This is a genomic window from Bradyrhizobium sp. AZCC 1719, from assembly GCF_036924525.1.
Lineage (GTDB): Bacteria > Pseudomonadota > Alphaproteobacteria > Rhizobiales > Xanthobacteraceae > Bradyrhizobium.
Genome location: NZ_JAZHRU010000001.1, coordinates 264,386 through 281,121 on the forward strand (window position 1 = coordinate 264,386; position 16,736 = coordinate 281,121).

Here is a 16,736-nt window from a genome sequence, read left to right on the forward strand (position 1 = left end):
AACTGTCATCGCCCGGCTTGACCGGGCGACCCAGTACGCCGCGGCTTCTTGGTTCGATCGCAGATTTCCCGGCGTACTGGATCCCCGCCTTCGCGGGGATGACAGGATCATTTGAGGAAACACCGTGACCATGCTGAACTTCTACGGCAAAACCTTCTCCTCCCGCCTGCTGATCGGCACGGCGCTCTATCCCTCGCCGGCGATCATGCAGGAGGCGATCCGCGCCTCCGGCGCCAACATCGTCACGGTGTCGCTGCGGCGCGAGGCCGCCGGCGGCAAGACGGGCGATGCGTTCTGGTCGCTGATCCGCGAGCTCGATGTTACCGTGCTGCCGAACACCGCCGGCTGCCGCAGCGTGCGCGAGGCGGTGACCACCGCAAAGCTCGCGCGCGAATTGTTCGGCACGCCCTGGATCAAGCTCGAAGTGATCGCCGACAACGACACGCTGCAGCCCGACGTGGTCGGCCTCGTCGAAGCCGCCGGAATCCTGATCAAGGACGGCTTTGAGGTGTTCCCCTATTGCACCGAGGATCTTTCGGTGGCGATGCGGCTGGTCGAAACGGGGTGCAAGGTCGTGATGCCCTGGGCCGCGCCGATCGGCAGCGCGAAGGGGATTACGAACCGCGATGCGCTAAAACTGATGCGCGAGCGCCTGCCCGATATCACGCTGGTGGTCGATGCCGGCATCGGCGCTCCGTCGCATGCTGCCCACGCCCTCGAACTCGGCTACGACGCCGTGCTGCTCAACACCGCGGTAGCAAAAGCTGCCGATCCCGTCGCGATGGCGAAGGCGTTTCGATCAGGCGTCGAAGCCGGCCGCACCGCCTATGAAGCCGGCCTGATGGAAGCCCGCGACTTCGCCTCGCCCTCCACCCCTGTGATCGGGACACCGTTCTGGCATGCCGTATCCTGATCGCCACGCGTATCCTGATCGCTTTTACCCCGTGGTCGACAGCGTCGCCTGGGTGGCGCGGCTGGCGCTGCTCGGCGCCGGCACCATCCAGTTGCGCGCCAAGAATCTCGACGACGCCGGGGCGCTGCAGATCGTGACCGACGCGCTGGAGGTCATCAAGGGCACCGACGCCAAACTCGTGGTCAACGATTACTGGCGCGCGGCGATCGTCGCCGGCGCAAAGCACCTGCATCTCGGCCAGGAAGATCTGGTCGACGCCGACCTCAACGAAATCCGCAAAGCAGGGCTGACGCTCGGCATCTCCACCCATGACGACGAGGAGTTGGCGACCGCGCTTGCCGCCAAACCGGATTACATCGCGCTCGGTCCGATTTTCCCGACCACGCTGAAATCGATGCGTTTTGCGCCGCAGGGCATTCCAAAGATCACCGAATGGAAAAAGCGCATCGGCGACATCCCGCTGGTTGCGATCGGCGGCATCAAGTTCGAGCAGTCAGCCGAAATCTACGCCGCCGGTGCTGACTCGATCGCCGTCGTCAGCGACGTCACCCAGAACGCCGACCCGGATGCAAGGGTGCGGCAGTGGCTGGGCGACAGTGCGGAGGCTGCGTGATGCAACCTACTCTAAGGCTTCTGCCAATCATTCCGCTGTCATCGCCCGGCTCGACCGGGCGATCCAGTACGCCGCGGCCTCTCCCTATTTCATCACCGCCTCTGGAATACTGGATCCCCGCCTTCGCGGGGATGACGGCGGTAATTGTCTCTCGCGCAGCGACGCCAACTAAAATCAGGAGGATTCCATGAACATTCGCTCCAACCCCGACACCACGCTCCCCGCCGTCACCACCGGGCCCCTGCCCTCGTCGCGAAAAATCTTTTCTACGCCGGACGCCGCGCCCGACCTGCGCGTGCCCTTGCGCGAGATCATCCTCTCCGAAGCCGCGGGTGAACCGAACCTCCCGGTCTACGACACCTCCGGCCCCTACACTGATCCGTCCGTGACCATCGACGTCAACGCCGGTCTCCCCCGCAACCGCCTCGCCTGGGTCAAGGAGCGCGGCGGCGTCGAGGAATATGAGGGCCGCGAGATCAAGCCGGAAGACAACGGCAATGTCGGCGCCTCGCACGCCGCCAAGGCCTTCACGGCGCACCACAAGCCGATTCGCGGCCTCGACGGCCACAAGATCACCCAGCTCGAATTCGCCCGCGCCGGCATCATCACCAAGGAGATGATCTACGTCGCCGAGCGCGAAAACCTCGGCCGCAAAAAGCAGCTCGAGCGCGCGGAAGCAGCACTCGCGGACGGCGAAAGTTTTGGCGCCGCGGTGCCCGCCTTCATCACACCGGAGTTCGTGCGCTCCGAGATCGCGCGCGGCCGGGCCATTATCCCATCCAACATCAACCATGCCGAGCTTGAGCCGATGATTATCGGCCGCAACTTCCTGACCAAGATCAACGCCAATATCGGCAACTCCGCCGTCACCTCCTCGGTGGAGGAGGAAGTCGACAAGATGGTGTGGGCGATCCGCTGGGGTGCCGACACCGTGATGGACCTCTCCACGGGCCGCAACATCCACACGACGCGGGAGTGGATCTTGCGCAACTCGCCGGTGCCGATCGGCACGGTGCCGATCTATCAGGCGCTGGAGAAGTGCGAAGGCGATCCCGTCAAGCTGACCTGGGAGCTTTACAAGGATACGCTGATCGAGCAGTGCGAACAGGGCGTCGACTATTTCACCATCCACGCCGGCGTCCGCCTGCCCTACATCCATCTCACCGCCAACCGCGTCACCGGCATCGTGTCGCGCGGCGGCTCGATCATGGCGAAGTGGTGCCTGGCGCATCACAAGGAGAGCTTCCTTTACACCCACTTCGACGAGATCTGCGACCTCATGCGCAAGTATGACGTTTCGTTCTCGCTCGGCGACGGCCTGCGCCCCGGCTCGATCGCGGATGCCAACGACCGCGCACAATTCGCGGAGCTGGAGACGCTCGGCGAACTGACGAAGATCGCGTGGGACAAGGGCTGCCAGGTGATGATCGAGGGCCCCGGCCACGTGCCGATGCACAAGATCAAGATCAACATGGACAAGCAGCTCAAGGAATGCGGCGAAGCCCCGTTCTATACGCTTGGGCCGCTGACGACAGACATCGCGCCGGGCTACGACCACATCACCTCAGGCATTGGCGCCGCCATGATCGGCTGGTTCGGCTGCGCCATGCTCTGCTACGTCACGCCGAAGGAGCATCTGGGTCTCCCGGATCGCAACGACGTCAAGACCGGCGTCATCACCTACAAGATCGCCGCCCACGCCTCTGACCTCGCCAAGGGCCACCCGGCCGCCCAGCTCCGCGACGACGCGCTCTCCCGCGCCCGTTTCGACTTCCGCTGGACCGACCAGTTCAACCTCGGCCTCGACCCTGATACGGCAAAGAGCTTCCACGACGAGACGCTGCCAAAGGAAGCCCACAAGGTCGCCCACTTCTGCTCGATGTGCGGGCCGAAGTTCTGCTCGATGAAGATCACGCAGGATGTTCGTGATTATGCGGCGACGCTGAACGATCCGGCGAGCGTGGGGATGTCGGTGAGTGGGACGATTGAGGATGGCATGCCCTCCGAAGCCTTGGCGAAGGAGGGGATGGCGAAGATGAGCGCCAAGTTCAAGGAGATGGGGAGCGATCTCTATCTGGATGCGGAGAAGGTGAAGGAGAGCAATCGGGTGTTGTGAGGGCTGCGCACTCATCCTGAAAGCAATGACCGACAGTCTGACCGGTGTCTGGGACGGCACCTTTGTTCAGCGGCACGTTGGAATGGTCACGTTTCTGGCGACGCTCATCGAATCCGGTGGCGCGCTCGCAGGAAATGTGACCGAGCCGTGCTCGGTGCCCGGCTGCCCGATCAGCACCCACAACGCGTCGATTGCGGGCCATCGATCCGGCAGCGCCGTGTCCTTCATCAAGCGTTACGACCCGCCCGGCCACGGCTACAACGCCGTCTCCTATAAAGGCACGGTCAATGCCGAGGCGACGGAAATTGATGGGCGCTGGAGAGTGCCGGGGACGGCGGACTCCGGGACGTTTCTGATGGTTCGCTCAAGCAAGCCTGCAGAAGCGGTGGCAGCCGAACAACGGGCCAAGGAGCCGGCGCGGTAGCGGGCTGCAACCGTAGCCCGAATGAGCGTAGCGACATCCGGGGAAGCCGCCCGCATATCGTGCTACAAAGTTTCACGAACAGTCTCGGCTCGCGAGCAACGCTTCATGCCCTTCGAAGTCTTACCAGGTCTGCCGCCATATGGTCCGATGGCCATCGTTTTCACCAGGAACGGCGCGCGCGAACATCGCGAAGGGCTGGTGGTGCGCTTCTATCCCAGAGCATCTGAACCGTGGGTGGGTAACTTCATCGGAGGCGAGACCGCCTGCAATGTTGTTCTTGATCACCCCGATGAAAACTACGTCATTGTCGTTGCGCAAGGTGAAGTTTGTTTCGTCGATCCGGAGAACCGTGCCATCATCGATCGCATGGCAGGGGATATCGAACAAGTTATTTCGATTCCATCACTCGGGTCCGTCGTATTCCAGTGTTCGACGGATTTCTTCGCGATAAAATCCGGCAACGCTGGATGGCAAAGCCCGCGCATTTCCTGGGACGGTTTTCGCAATATCGAAGTGCGCGGAACGGAGCTTCTGGGCGAAGCGTACAGTCCAGTCAGCGACGCCTGGATGCCTTTCAGACTCGACCTTTTGACGGGACACTGCGCTGACGGGATATACGAGAAAGAAATGAGCCGCGCAGTGCCTGTGTCACGCGGCGGGAAAGCAAAGAGTGATCCATCGCTCGATTGACAAGCGTAGCCCGGATGAGTGGAGCGACATCCAGGTTAAAATCGCCCCGCATATCGCTGCGCTCATGCGGGCTACTGTTTACCAGGTTGAATATACGGGCTCACCCAATCATCTGCCTGCTGTTCAACATGTACCTCTAGGTGTAGACGGCGCCGTCAAAGCTTTTCCGTGCCTGTTAACCTTCCGTTAACCATTCACGCCCACCCTTCCCTGCGGCAGGGGGAGTGTGATTCCTGATGTTTCTGCTCCGCGTTCCGGAGCAGGCGTCGATCGGGAGGTGTTGATGCCCCGGGAGTATTATGACGTGTACCTTGGCACGGATTGCGTTCCCGTGCCCGAAACTCCTCTTTCGGATTCTCATACCCTCTCACCCCACGAGATCGTGCCGATGCTGATCGGCTCCACCGTCGAGGCGATCGAGCGCGAACTCGTGCTGCAGACGCTGGCGCGCTGCCACGGCAATCGCACCCACGCCGCGCGCGTGCTCGGACTTTCGGTGCGCACGATGCGCAACAAGATCCGGCAGTATGCGACTGATGGCGCCGATGTGCCCGCGCACAGCTAGAGCGCGTAGGGTGGGCAAAGCGATAGCGTGCCCACCGTCATGAGCACGGTGCCCGTTGGTGAGCACGGCGCTTTGCGCTTTTTACCTACCCTCCCGTCGTGGCATCGCTCCGCAATGACGGAGAGATTGGGCGGATCGGGCGCGAGAAGGGATGGGGTTTCGCTGCGCTCTACCTATCCCACCCTCACCTACTCCTCGAACATCTCCTTGAACAGCCGCTCCGCCCGCTCCAGCCCCTCGTCCGTGAAAACCACCGACTTCACCTTGCCGACGGGATCGAGGATCATCCCCTTTTCGTGCAGGCGGCCGAGCACGTCCCAATCCATGCCCTTCCATGCCCGGTAGCCGTCATGCAGCGTTATATAGAGCAGAGCCAATGCCGCGTCGTCGATCTTGTCCTTGTTGATGGCCATCGTGAACCTCTCATCGCGCGATGTTCGCGCCATCGTATTCAAGAGCCCGCGAGACGCAATGCGGCGCCGTCCGATGCTGGCGCGTAGCACGGGCGAGGGGCTTGTCCGCTGTAGAATGTAGGGTGGGCAAAGCGATAGCGTGCCCACCATCATGAGCGCGGCGTAAGTTGGTGGGCACAGCGCTTCGCGCCTTTGCCCACCCTACAAGCCGCGGACTGATTTGCTTGCTGCGCAAGCGCGATTTCGTGCTGCGGCCTGCGACCAATTGGCACGACAGGCAAATCAATTCTGATTTTCAGAAATCATGTCAAGCCCGGGAATCAAAAATATTCCGCTTAACGTGCAGGGCAAATCAGTCGCATAACTCCGCGCGTCTCACCCATTGAGGGGCGCTCGCGATCGTCACGAACGTGCGGTGAGATGCGGTGGACGCTGAATGCGCAAGACGTACGCGCAGGATCCGCCTTCGCTAAAGCTTCGGCGGACCGGTACCAAACCCGGCGAAGCCTCTTGGCGAAGACGGGAGCGTACGGCGAAGTCGTGTGGTTCTGGCGCCGCGGTGCTGGCGTTAAGTTGGCGGGAAGTGTCCCGCCGATGACGGAGGCAAGAAAGCCGTTCTCCGGGGAGAGCACGAAGTAAGCCGTAAAGCCATTGCGCAGGGAAGGCCGGGATGCTCCCGCTGTACCTGTATGCTCGTGTGCGTGTTCTTTATGCGCACCTGCACACGAGACCGCGGGTGCAGCCAGCACCCGGTCTTCCCTGCGCCCTCTATTTGAGAGGGCGGGAAGTTGAGAGCAAACCTCGGGCGCAATGCGTCGCGAGAGTGCCGACGCACACTCAATTGTCGTCACCCGCGAAGGCGGGTGACCCAGTATTCCAGAGACGTCAACGATTGAACCGATAAGCCGCGGCGTACTGGGTCGCCCGGTCGAGCCGGGCGATGACAGCGGAGGCTTCAGGGACGACGGGAAAAGACCAACAATTCGGCGTCATGATGCGCCGATCGGAAATCCAAATGTCAGGGAAGAGCTGCGCTTTTTCGTTTAATCGTTCTACTTCAGATAGCAATGACTTATTTTCGACGAAGAGCCAAGAGAAGAACGGATATCGCGGTATCCGCCAACGAGATAAAAACACGGCAGGGAAGGATAAAAGTGGGTGAACTTCTGGGCTCTATCGTTTTTTCTTTGATTGTAATCGTTTTAATTGCCGGCGCATGGACCTGGATTTCGGCGCTGTTCAGGAAAGGGGTCATGGTGCTGCTCGGCTTCGATCGGGTCTGCGTGCAGCAGTTCGAAACCGTGCTGCTCTACCGGAACGGGCGTTTTGAAAAGGCCCTGATGCCCGGCCGGCACCGGATCCGCGCCGGCAGCCGCCAACTGGCGCGGATCGACTTGCGCCCCGAAGTATTTCGGTTCACGCAAGGCGCGGTGTCCGCCGACCGCTTTGCGGTCAACCTCGTCTATGTCGTCCGGACGAAAATCGTCGATCCCAGGGCCGCTTTCGAAAGCACCCAGAACTACCGCGACGAGATCTTCATCCGCCTGCAATCGGTCGCGAAAGCGGTGTGCAGCCGAAAACCCCGCCTGGAAATTCAGATGGACCACCAGAGCTTTGGCAATAGCGCCCAGAAGGCCGCCAGCCAGGTGCTTCGCTCGATCGGTTGCGAATGCCTGACGTTCGAGCTGCTGCAGGTGGACTCCACCGGACCCGTCGCGGAGCTTGACAACCGGCGCATGGGATTTGCCACGCACCACAGCATGATGAAGGAAGCCTGAACCAATGTGATCCGGCACCCGTAGAAAGGTTGCCTATGCTGCGCCGATGCCGATTTCGAAGCAATTATCCTACGCCCGCGCGCAAACGCTGCTGCTCGACAGCGGCGCGGCCGGTACCGCGCGCAGCTCGTCTGCGCAGGCTGAATGGCTCTGGCATTGCGAAACTGCCCGCAATGCCCAACTCTTCTTTATCATCATCGATCCGGACATATCCGAAATGAGCCAGACCAGACTGTTCGAGCCCTTCAAGCTTGGCCCGATTGCGCTACCCAACCGCCTCGTGATGGCGCCGCTGACCCGCAACCGCGCGGTACCGCCCGGCATGGTGCCGAGCCCGCTGGCGGTCGACTATTACGGCCAGCGCGCTTCTGCCGGATTGCTCATCACCGAAGCGAGCCAGGTTTCGCAGCAGGGCCAGGGCTATCAGGATACGCCCGGCATCTATTCGAAGGAGCAGATCGAAGGCTGGCGCAAGGTCACCGACCGCGTGCATGAAAAAGGCGGGCGCATCTTCATCCAGATCTGGCATGTCGGCCGCATCTCGCACACCACGCTGCAGCCGGGCGGCGGCAAGCCGGTCGCGCCGTCGGCGATCCGAGCCAAGGGCAAGACCTTTGTGGGCGGCACCTTCACTGAAATCTCCGAACCGCGCGCGCTGGAGCTGTCGGAAATTCCAGGGATCATCGACGACTTCAAGCGCGGCACCGAGAACGCGCTGGCCGCCGGTTTTGACGGCGTCGAGATCCACGGCGCCAACGGCTACCTGCTCGACCAATTCGCCAAGGACGGCACCAACAAGCGCACGGATGCTTACGGCGGAGGAATCGAGAACCGCGCAAAGCTGATGCTGGAAGTGTCGCAGGCGGTGGCTGCGATCGCAGGCCCCGAAAGAACCGGCATCCGCATCTCGCCGGTGACGCCGGCCAACGATGTGTCCGATAGCAATCCGCAGCCGCTGTTCGATCATATCACGGATGGGCTCAACGCGCTGAAGTTGAGCTACATCCACGTCATCGAAGGCGCCACCGGCGGTCCGCGCGATATCGCGCCATTCGATTACGCGTCCTTACGCAAGCGCTTCAGCGGAGTCTATGTCGCCAATAACGGCTACGACTTCGACCTCGCGACGAAAGTGCTCGAAGCCGACGCCGCCGACCTGATCGCGTTCGGAAAACCGTTCATCTCAAATCCCGACCTGGTCGAGCGGTTGAAGCAGGGCGCGCCGCTGAATGAGTGGGACAAGGCGACGTTCTACGGCGGCGGGGCCAAGGGATATACGGATTACCCGACGCTGGCGGCGGCGCAAGCGGCGGAATGAGGCACTGTGCGCCCCCTCTCCCCACAAGCGGGGCGAGGTAAGAAAAAAGGCCGGGATTGCTCCCGGCCTTTCGTCTGCATCACTCGTAACGCGCGAAGCTTACTTCGCCTCCGCCCGCTTCGGCGGAGTGGCCGGCCACGACTTGATCAGCGCGTCGTAGTCGACGGTTTCGCCCTTCGGCTTCTCGTTCGCCAGCTTGCGCGCCGGCGCGATGGTCTTGTCCTTCTCGGCCTTGGCGAACCAGAACTCGGCGGTCTCCTTCTTGTTCAGCTTCGGCCCACACTCTTTCTGCACGCCACTCTTCTCGAGACGCTCGAGCACCGAGTCCTGCGCTGCGGCCAGCGCATCCATCGCAGCTTGCGGCGTCTTTGCACCGGACGACGCATCGCCGATGTTCTGCCACCACAATTGCGCGAGCTTCGGATAGTCGGGCACGTTGTTGCCGGTCGGGGTCCACTGCACGCGCGCGGGCGAGCGGTAGAACTCGATCAGGCCGCCGAGCTTCGGCGCACGCTCGGTGAACGACTTGTCCCAGATGTCGGATTCACGCACGAACGTGAGGCCGACATGGCTCTTCTTCAGGCTCACCGTCTTGGAGTTGATGAACTGCAGATAGAGCCAGGCCGCCTTGCGGCGATCGGGCGGGGTCGACTTCAGCAGCGTCGCGGAGCCGGCGTCCTGGTAGCCGAGCTTCATGCCCTCTTTCCAGTACGAGCCGTGCGGCGACGGCGCCATGCGCCATTTCGGCGTGCCGTCGGCGTTCACGACCGCAATACCCGGCTTCACCATGTCGGCGGTAAAGGCGGTGTACCAGAAGATCTGCTGGGCGATGTTGCCCTGCGCCGGCACCGGGCCTGCTTCGGAGAAGGTCATGCCTTGCGCCTGGGGCGGAGCATACTTCTTCATCCAGTCGAGGTATTTGGTGATCGAATAGACCGCCGCCGGGCCGTTGGTGTCGCCGCCGCGCTCAACCGACGAGCCGACCGGACGGCAGCCTTCCATGCGGATGCCCCATTCGTCGACCGGCTTTCCGTTCGGGATGCCCTTGTCGCCGTTGCCGGCCATCGACAGCCAGGCGTCGGTGAAACGCCAGCCGAGCGAGGGATCCTTCTTGCCATAGTCCATGTGGCCATAGACCTTGACGCCGTTGATCTCCTTGATGTCGTTGGTGAAGAACTCGGCGATGTCTTCATAGGCCGACCAGTTCACGGGAACGCCGAGCTCGTAGCCATACTTGGCCTTGAACTTGGCCTTGTATTCCGGATTGGAGAACCAGTCGTAACGGAACCAATAGAGGTTCGCGAACTGCTGGTCGGGCAACTGATAGAGCTTGCCGTCCGGGCCCGTAGTGAAGGATTTGCCGATGAAGTCGTTGACGTCGAGTTGCGGGTTGGTGACGTCCTTGCCCTCGCCGGTCATGTAGTCCGACAGGATCACGGTCTGGCCGTAGCGGACGTGGGTGCCGATCAGGTCCGAATCGTTGATCCAGCCGTCATAGACGTTCTTGCCGGACTGCATCTGGGTCTGCAGCTTTTCGACGACGTCGCCTTCCTGGATCAGGTCGTGCTTGACCTTGATCCCGGTGATCTCGGTGAAGGCTTTCGCCAGCGTCCGCGCCTCATATTCGTGCGTCGTGATGGTTTCCGACACGACGTTGATTTCCATTCCCTTGAAGGGCGCGGCGGCCTTTTCGAACCACTGCAGCTCTTTCAACTGGTCGGCCTTCGACAGTGTCGAGGGCTGGAACTCGCTGTCGATCCACCTTTGATTGACGGCGTCGTCCGCACGAACAGGTGCGGCAATGGTCACGGATGCGGCGATCAGCGCAGCCGCGCTGGTCATCGTCAGAAAGCTCTCCTTGGTCAAGGGACCGTTTCTTCCTCTCAAGCGTCGCATGTTGGATCCTCCGTTGCAGCGACAAACACATATTCAGGCCCGGGTTGATCCCGGATCTGTCTTTTTCCGCCGTTTCAGACCGTGCGAAAGACCGCAACGGCCGAGACGAGCGAAATCAGGGTTGCGAGCCACAGGCTCGAAATCTCAACGCCCTCCCCGATCGGCAGCGTCAGAAGCGGATCGGTGCCGACAAAGGCGATCCACAACAAATGGATGACGGCGGCAAGCACCAGCGAAATGAACAGCCGGTCGCCGCGCGTGGTCGGAATGCGCAGGATGCCGACGCGCTCGGCTTCGGGATAAGCGATCCCAAGCCATGTCATCACGCCGAGCGTCAGCGCCAGCATCACGAAGAAGATCGCGGTCGGCAGCGTCCAGGCCATCCATGCGATGTTTTCCATGGCTACACCCTGCCCAGCGCAAAACCGCGCGCGATGTAGTTGCGGACGAACCAGATCACCAAGGCACCGGGGATGATGGTGAGCACGCCGGCGGCGGCCAGTAGCCCCCAATCCATGCCCGCGGCAGAGACCGTGCGGGTCATGATCGCGGAGATCGGCTTGGCGTTGACCGATGTCAAGGTACGCGCCAGCAGCAATTCGACCCAGGAGAACATGAAGCAGAAGAACGCGGCGACGCCGATGCCGCTCGCGATCAGCGGCACCAGGATCTTGACGAAGAAGCGCGGGAACGAATAGCCGTCGAGGAATGCGGTCTCGTCGATCTCGCGCGGCACGCCCGAGACGAAGCCTTCGAGAATCCAGACCGCGAGCGGCACATTGAAGATGCAGTGCGCCAGCGCGACCGCCCATGGCGTATCGAACAGGTTGATCGCCGAGTAGAGATTGAAGAACGGCAGCGCGAACACCGCGGCCGGCGCCATGCGGTTCGACAACAGCCAGAAGAACAGATGCTTGTCGCCGAGAAAGCGATAGCGCGAGAAGCCGTAGGCAGCCGGCAGCGCCACCGCGATCGAGATTACCGTGTTGATGATCACGTATGTCAGAGAGTTGATGTAGCCGGAATACCAGCTCTCATCGGTGAAGATGCGCCTGTAGTTTTCCAGCGTCGGCTGGTGCGGCCAAAGCGTCATCGTGGTGACGATCTCGGCATTGGTCTTGAAGCTCATGTTGACGAGCCAGTAGATCGGCAACAGCAGGAAAATCAGAAACAGCGAGATGATGAGGCGGCGACCGGGAATCGAGTGCATCACGCGGCTCCCTTCTTCTCGGGACGCTCGGCCCCGGCATTGGTCATGACGGTGTAGAACACCCAGCACACGATCAGGATGATCAAATTGTAGACGAGCGAGAGAGCGGCAGCCTTGCCGAGGTCGAATTGCCCGAGCGCGATCTTGACCAGTTCGATCGAAACGAAGGTGGTCGAGTTGCCCGGACCGCCGCCGGTCACGACGAACGGCTCGGTGTAGATCATAAAGCTATCCATGAAGCGCAGCAGCACGGCGATCAGCAGCACGCGGTTCATCTTCGGCAATTGGATCGCCTTGAACACCGCCCAGCGTGAGGCGCCGTCGATCTGTGCCGCCTGGTAATACGCGTCCGGGATCGACTTCAGCCCCGCATAGCACAGCAGGGCGACGAGGCTGGTCCAGTGCCACACGTCCATGACGATGACGGTCGCCCAGGCATCGAACTCGTTGGAGACGTAATTGTAGTCGAAGCCGAGGCTGTTGAGCGTATAGCCGAGCAGGCCGATATCGGGCCGTCCGAAAATCTGCCAGATCGTGCCGACCACGTTCCACGGAATCAGCAGCGGCAAAGCGAGGATCACAAGACATACGGCGACGGTCCATCCCTCGCGCGGCATCGACAGCGCCACCACGATGCCGAGCGGCACCTCGATCGCCAGGATGATGGCCGAGAACAACAGATTGCGGCCGAGCGAGGCCAGGAAGCGTCCGCCGAGATCGGTCGAGGGATCGAGCAACTCCTTGAACCAGCCAACACCATTCCAGAAGAACTGGTTGTTACCGAACGTGTCCTGCATCGAATAGTTCACGACCGTCATCAACGGCAGAATCGCGGAGAACGCGACCACCGCGAATACCGGCAGCACCAGAAACCAGGCTTTTTGGTTGACGATCTTGTCCATCAGGCAACCCCCTCGACCAGACGGCTGTCGGCATAGACGTGAACATGAGCGGGATCGAACACCAGCCCGACCATGTTGTCGGGCACGGAGAATCCGGGCGGCACGCGCGCGGCAAACTTGGCGTCGCCGATGCGAACGCGGGCGAAGCGGGCGCGACCGAGATCGTCGATCCGTTCGATCGTGGCCGATAGCAGGCCGGACGCGGGAGCGGCGATATTGACGAATTCCGGCCGCACGCCGATTTCGATCTTCGCACCCGCCGGCAGCACGCCGTAGTTTCGATGCAGGCCGATGATGTGGCCGTCGATGCGTGCCTCGTGCCCGCTCACGGCAGCCGGCACGATGTTCATGCCGGGTGAGCCGATGAAGTAACCCACGAATGTATGCGCGGGCTTGTCGAACAGTTCGGCCGGCGTGCCGCTCTGCACGACGCGGCCGTCATGCATGACGACGACCGTGTCGGCAAAGGTCAGCGCCTCGGTCTGGTCGTGGGTGACGTAGATCATCGTGAGATCGAGCTCGCGATGCAGCGCCTTCAGCTTTGAGCGCAACTGCCACTTCAATTCAGGGTCGATCACCGTCAGCGGCTCATCGAACAGCACCGCGGCAACGTCGGAACGGACCAGGCCGCGGCCGAGCGAAATCTTCTGCTTGGCGTCCGCGGTCAGGCGCGTGGCCTTGCGGTCGAGATGGAACGTCAGATCGAGGAGATCGGCGATCTGCCTCACCCGCGCCTCGACCTCGGCCTTCGGCACGCCGCGGTTCTGCAGCGGGAATGCGAGGTTCTGCCCGACCGTCATGGTGTCGTAGATCACCGGAAACTGGAACACCTGCGCGATATTGCGCTTCTGGGTTGACAGCGGTGTGATATCGGCACCGTCGAACAGGATTTTTCCGCGCGAGGGCGTGACGATGCCGGAGATCAGATTGAGCAGCGTGGTCTTGCCGCAGCCGGAGGGGCCAAGCAGCGCGTACGCCCCGCCCTGCCGCCAGGTCATCGTCACCGGCTTCAATGCAAAGGATTCGGGCGCAGCGTCATTGCCGCCGTAGGAATGCGCGAGATCGACGAGGTCAATGCGTGCCATATCGCATCTCCCTCACATGCTCTTATTTGTTGAAGCGTTGGCAAGCGAACCGCCACGCATTTCGCTTGAAAACGCGATGGCTGGCGCTGCGACCAGGCGATCGGCGGCATCGAACACGAAGACATTGTCGGGATCGAGCACGGCATTGAGCGTCTGGCCGGGCTCATATTCATGCACGCCCGGCAGCACCGCAACCCAGTTGGAAGCGTCGCGGTTGAGATGCACGAAGCTTTCCGAGCCGGTGATCTCGGTCACGGTGACGGTAGCGTGAAACGCGTGGCGGCCGGCGATGCCGTTGGCCACTTCGAGCTGGTGGGCGCGGAAGCCGACGCGGTAGGGGCCGTCGGAAAGCTGCGCATAGAGCCCGATGGCCGGCGCCTGGATGCCGCCGGCATATGCGACCTGCCCGTTCCTCTTCTCCATATCGACGATGTTGAGCGGCGGATCTGAGAATACCTGCGCGACGCGCAGCGTATCGGGACGGCGATAAACTTGCGATGTATTGCCGGCCTGAAGCACCTGGCCTTCCCACATGCACACCGTGTTGCCGCCGAGCAGCAGCGCCTCCGAGGGCTCAGTGGTGGCATAGACGAAGATCGCACCCGACGCCTCGAAGATACGCGGCAGTTCGGTGCGCAGCTCCTCGCGGAGCTTGTAATCGAGATTGGCGAGTGGCTCATCGAGCAGCACGAGGTCGGCGCCCTTGACCAGCGCACGCGCGATCGCGGTGCGCTGCTGCTGGCCGCCGGAAAGCTGCAGCGGCGTGCGCTTCAGATAGGGCTCGAGCCGCAAGAGTTTCGCGGCCTCCTGCACGCGCCGGTCAATCTCCTCGCGGGGCCTGCCCTGCACCCGCAAGGGCGAGGCGATGTTCTCGTACACCGTCAGCGAGGGATAATTGATGAACTGCTGATAGACCATCGCAACCGAGCGCTGCCGCACATCGGCGCCAGTGACGTCGTTGCCGTCCACCAGCACGCGACCGGTTGACGGCTTGTCGAGACCGGCGAGCAGCCGCATGATCGAGGTCTTGCCCGACAACGTCGGCCCGAGCAGCACGCTCAGCGTGCCGCGCTCGAGCGTCAGCGAGACATCGCGAATGGTCGCCATGCCATCCACGGTTCGCGTGACATGTTCGAGCGTGACGCTCATGTCCGCCCTCCCGCTTCGCGCAAGGCACGTTCACCGGAGGCGCTGTTGGCCTTGATCCATTCGTCAAGCACGGCGATTTCATCGGCCGACAGTCGCAAGCCGAGTTTAGACCTTCGCCACACCACGTCTTCGGCGCTGCAAGCCCACTCGGTCGAAATCAGGTACCGGACCTCGCTTTCGGTCAAGGTAGCGCCAAACGCCTGGCCTAGATCGGCCAATGATTTCGCATTGCCGAGCAATTTTGTCGCACGCGTGCCATAGGCATGCGCGAGCCGGTTGGCATGCGCCGGGTTAAGGAACGGATACTTCCGCATCAGTTCCGCCGTCAGCGCAGCGACCGCCGAAACATCCATGTCGCCGCCGGGCAGCGGCGCTTTGCCGGTCCAGCCTTCTTTCGCTTTGTCGCTGCGCAAGTGGGGCGCGAGCCGCTCCAGCGCCTCTTCGGCGAGGCGCCGATAGGTCGTGATCTTACCACCATAGATCGATAGCAGCGGCGCACCGCCGGGCGTATCGAGTTCGAACACATAATCGCGGGTCGCGGCCTTGGCCTCGCTGGCGCCGTCATCATAGAGCGGGCGGACGCCGGAATAAGTCCACACGACGTCGGTGGGCAGCACCGGCTTTTTCAGGTACTCGCTGGCGGAGGCGCAGAGATATTGAATCTCCTCAGGACTGGCTTTCACCTTGGCCGGGTCACCGTCGTAGTCGCGATCGGTGGTGCCGATCAGCGTAAAGTCGTCCTGGTAGGGGATGACGAAGATGATGCGGCCGTCGGCATTCTGGAAGATGTAGGCGCGGTCGTGCTCATAGAGCTTGCGCACCACGATGTGGGAGCCCTGCACCAGCCGCACCTTTGCGCGCGCGTTGACACCCGAGCCCGCCGACAGCACCTGCTCGACCCACGGGCCGCCGGCATTGACCAGCGCGCGCGCCTGGATGGTAGTGCGCTCGCCGCTGATGGCTTTCTCGACGGTGACGTGCCAGATGCCGTCCACCTGCCGTATCTCGACCGCGCGCGAACGGGTGTGAATTTCGGCGCCGCGATCGGCAGCATCCCGCGCCGTTAGCACCACCAGGCGTGCGTCATCGACGAAGCAGTCGGAATATTCGAAGCCTTTTCTGTAGCGGTTGGCGATCAAGGGTTTGCCCACCTCGTCATGGACGAGATCGACCGAGCGCGTCGGCGGCAGAAGATGACGGCCGCCGATGTGGTCGTACAGGAACAACCCTAACCTGAGCAGCCAGGCCGGCCGCAAGCCAGCGTGGTGCGGCAAAACGAAACGCAAAGGTCTGATAATGTGAGGCGCGATCTGCCAAAGGATTTCGCGCTCGATCAGCGCCTCGCGGACCAGGCGGAACTCGTAATATTCGAGATAGCGCAGCCCGCCGTGCACGAGTTTAGTCGACCATGACGACGTTCCACTCGCCAAGTCATTCATTTCACAAAGGAAAACGGAATTGCCCCGGCCCGCCGCGTCGCGCGCGATGCCGCAGCCGTTGATGCCGCCTCCGATAATGGCGAGGTCGAATATCCGATCCAACGAAACGCTTCCCCGGCGATCGCCTCTTCGCTTCGGCGATTTTGCTTTCGGATCGGAGTTAATCACAAAGAAAAACGAAAGCAAGTCGAAAGCGGGGAACCGGGTCTCCTCCTTGAGGGTAAG

The 16,736-nt window shown here is 62.0% G+C and carries 16 protein-coding genes; 8 read left to right on the forward strand and 8 right to left on the reverse strand.

Features of this window, described 5'->3' with window-relative positions; translation table 11 throughout:
* Nucleotides 1–130: 130 nt before the first annotated feature.
* The 6 genes from V1292_RS01290 (at nt 131) to V1292_RS01315 (ending at nt 5,321) form a co-directional block, all read left to right on the forward strand.
* Nucleotides 131–913: a thiazole synthase gene (locus tag V1292_RS01290; RefSeq protein ID WP_334376904.1), complete on the forward strand. Its 783-nt coding sequence runs from the start codon at nt 131–133 to the stop codon at nt 911–913.
* A complete protein-coding gene (locus tag V1292_RS01295) occupies nt 900–1,526 on the forward strand; it encodes a thiamine phosphate synthase (protein ID WP_334369959.1) in 627 nt (208 codons plus the stop codon). Before V1292_RS01290 ends, V1292_RS01295 begins: the two co-directional genes overlap by 14 nt.
* A 187-nt stretch (nt 1,527–1,713) precedes the next feature.
* A complete protein-coding gene (thiC, locus tag V1292_RS01300; protein ID WP_334369960.1) occupies nt 1,714–3,642 on the forward strand; it encodes a phosphomethylpyrimidine synthase ThiC in 1,929 nt (642 codons plus the stop codon).
* 25 nt (nt 3,643–3,667) lie between these two features.
* A complete protein-coding gene (locus tag V1292_RS01305) occupies nt 3,668–4,066 on the forward strand; it encodes a hypothetical protein (RefSeq protein ID WP_334369961.1) in 399 nt (132 codons plus the stop codon).
* 105 nt (nt 4,067–4,171) lie between these two features.
* The gene (locus V1292_RS01310) at nt 4,172–4,756 is read left to right on the forward strand and encodes a hypothetical protein (protein WP_334369962.1); all 585 of its coding nucleotides are present in this window, start codon (nt 4,172–4,174) and stop codon (nt 4,754–4,756) included.
* Nucleotides 4,757–5,039: 283 nt separating this feature from the next.
* Nucleotides 5,040–5,321, forward strand: coding sequence for a helix-turn-helix domain-containing protein (locus V1292_RS01315; RefSeq protein ID WP_442895484.1), 282 nt, complete (start codon nt 5,040–5,042; stop codon nt 5,319–5,321).
* A 188-nt stretch (nt 5,322–5,509) separates the two neighbouring features.
* Here the strand turns inward: V1292_RS01315 and V1292_RS01320 are convergent, their stop codons facing one another.
* Complete coding sequence (locus V1292_RS01320) at nt 5,510–5,734, reverse strand: DUF6429 family protein (RefSeq protein ID WP_334369963.1); 225 nt, start codon at nt 5,732–5,734, stop codon at nt 5,510–5,512.
* A gap of 1,067 nt (nt 5,735–6,801) precedes the next feature.
* Here V1292_RS01320 and V1292_RS01325 point away from each other — a divergent pair.
* Together V1292_RS01325 and V1292_RS01330 are read left to right on the forward strand one after the other, a co-directional pair.
* Complete coding sequence (locus tag V1292_RS01325; RefSeq protein ID WP_334369964.1) at nt 6,802–7,512, forward strand: SPFH domain-containing protein; 711 nt, start codon at nt 6,802–6,804, stop codon at nt 7,510–7,512.
* Nucleotides 7,513–7,729: 217 nt separating this feature from the next.
* A complete protein-coding gene (locus tag V1292_RS01330; RefSeq protein WP_334376906.1) occupies nt 7,730–8,830 on the forward strand; it encodes an alkene reductase in 1,101 nt (366 codons plus the stop codon).
* Nucleotides 8,831–8,929: 99 nt separating this feature from the next.
* Here V1292_RS01330 and V1292_RS01335 read toward each other — a convergent pair whose 3' ends face one another.
* The 7 genes from V1292_RS01335 to glpD form a co-directional block, all read right to left on the reverse strand.
* Nucleotides 8,930–10,672: an ABC transporter substrate-binding protein gene (locus V1292_RS01335; protein WP_334376907.1), complete on the reverse strand. Its 1,743-nt coding sequence runs from the start codon at nt 10,670–10,672 to the stop codon at nt 8,930–8,932.
* Nucleotides 10,673–10,800: 128 nt separating this feature from the next.
* Complete coding sequence (locus V1292_RS01340) at nt 10,801–11,127, reverse strand: DUF2160 domain-containing protein (protein WP_213287829.1); 327 nt, start codon at nt 11,125–11,127, stop codon at nt 10,801–10,803.
* 2 nt (nt 11,128–11,129) lie between these two features.
* Nucleotides 11,130–11,936, reverse strand: coding sequence for a carbohydrate ABC transporter permease (locus tag V1292_RS01345; RefSeq protein WP_334369965.1), 807 nt, complete (start codon nt 11,934–11,936; stop codon nt 11,130–11,132).
* On the reverse strand, nt 11,936–12,838 hold the full coding sequence (locus tag V1292_RS01350) for a carbohydrate ABC transporter permease (protein WP_334369966.1): 903 nt from the start codon (nt 12,836–12,838) through the stop codon (nt 11,936–11,938). Before V1292_RS01350 ends, V1292_RS01345 begins: the two co-directional genes overlap by 1 nt.
* Entirely contained in the window at nt 12,838–13,923 is a 1,086-nt protein-coding gene (locus V1292_RS01355; protein WP_334369967.1) for an ABC transporter ATP-binding protein, read from the reverse strand. Before V1292_RS01355 ends, V1292_RS01350 begins: the two co-directional genes overlap by 1 nt.
* 12 nt (nt 13,924–13,935) lie before the next feature.
* The gene (locus tag V1292_RS01360) at nt 13,936–15,072 is read right to left on the reverse strand and encodes an ABC transporter ATP-binding protein (RefSeq protein WP_334369968.1); all 1,137 of its coding nucleotides are present in this window, start codon (nt 15,070–15,072) and stop codon (nt 13,936–13,938) included.
* Nucleotides 15,069–16,613, reverse strand: coding sequence for a glycerol-3-phosphate dehydrogenase (gene glpD, locus V1292_RS01365; RefSeq protein ID WP_334369969.1), 1,545 nt, complete (start codon nt 16,611–16,613; stop codon nt 15,069–15,071). Before glpD ends, V1292_RS01360 begins: the two co-directional genes overlap by 4 nt.
* Nucleotides 16,614–16,736: the final 123 nt, after the last annotated feature.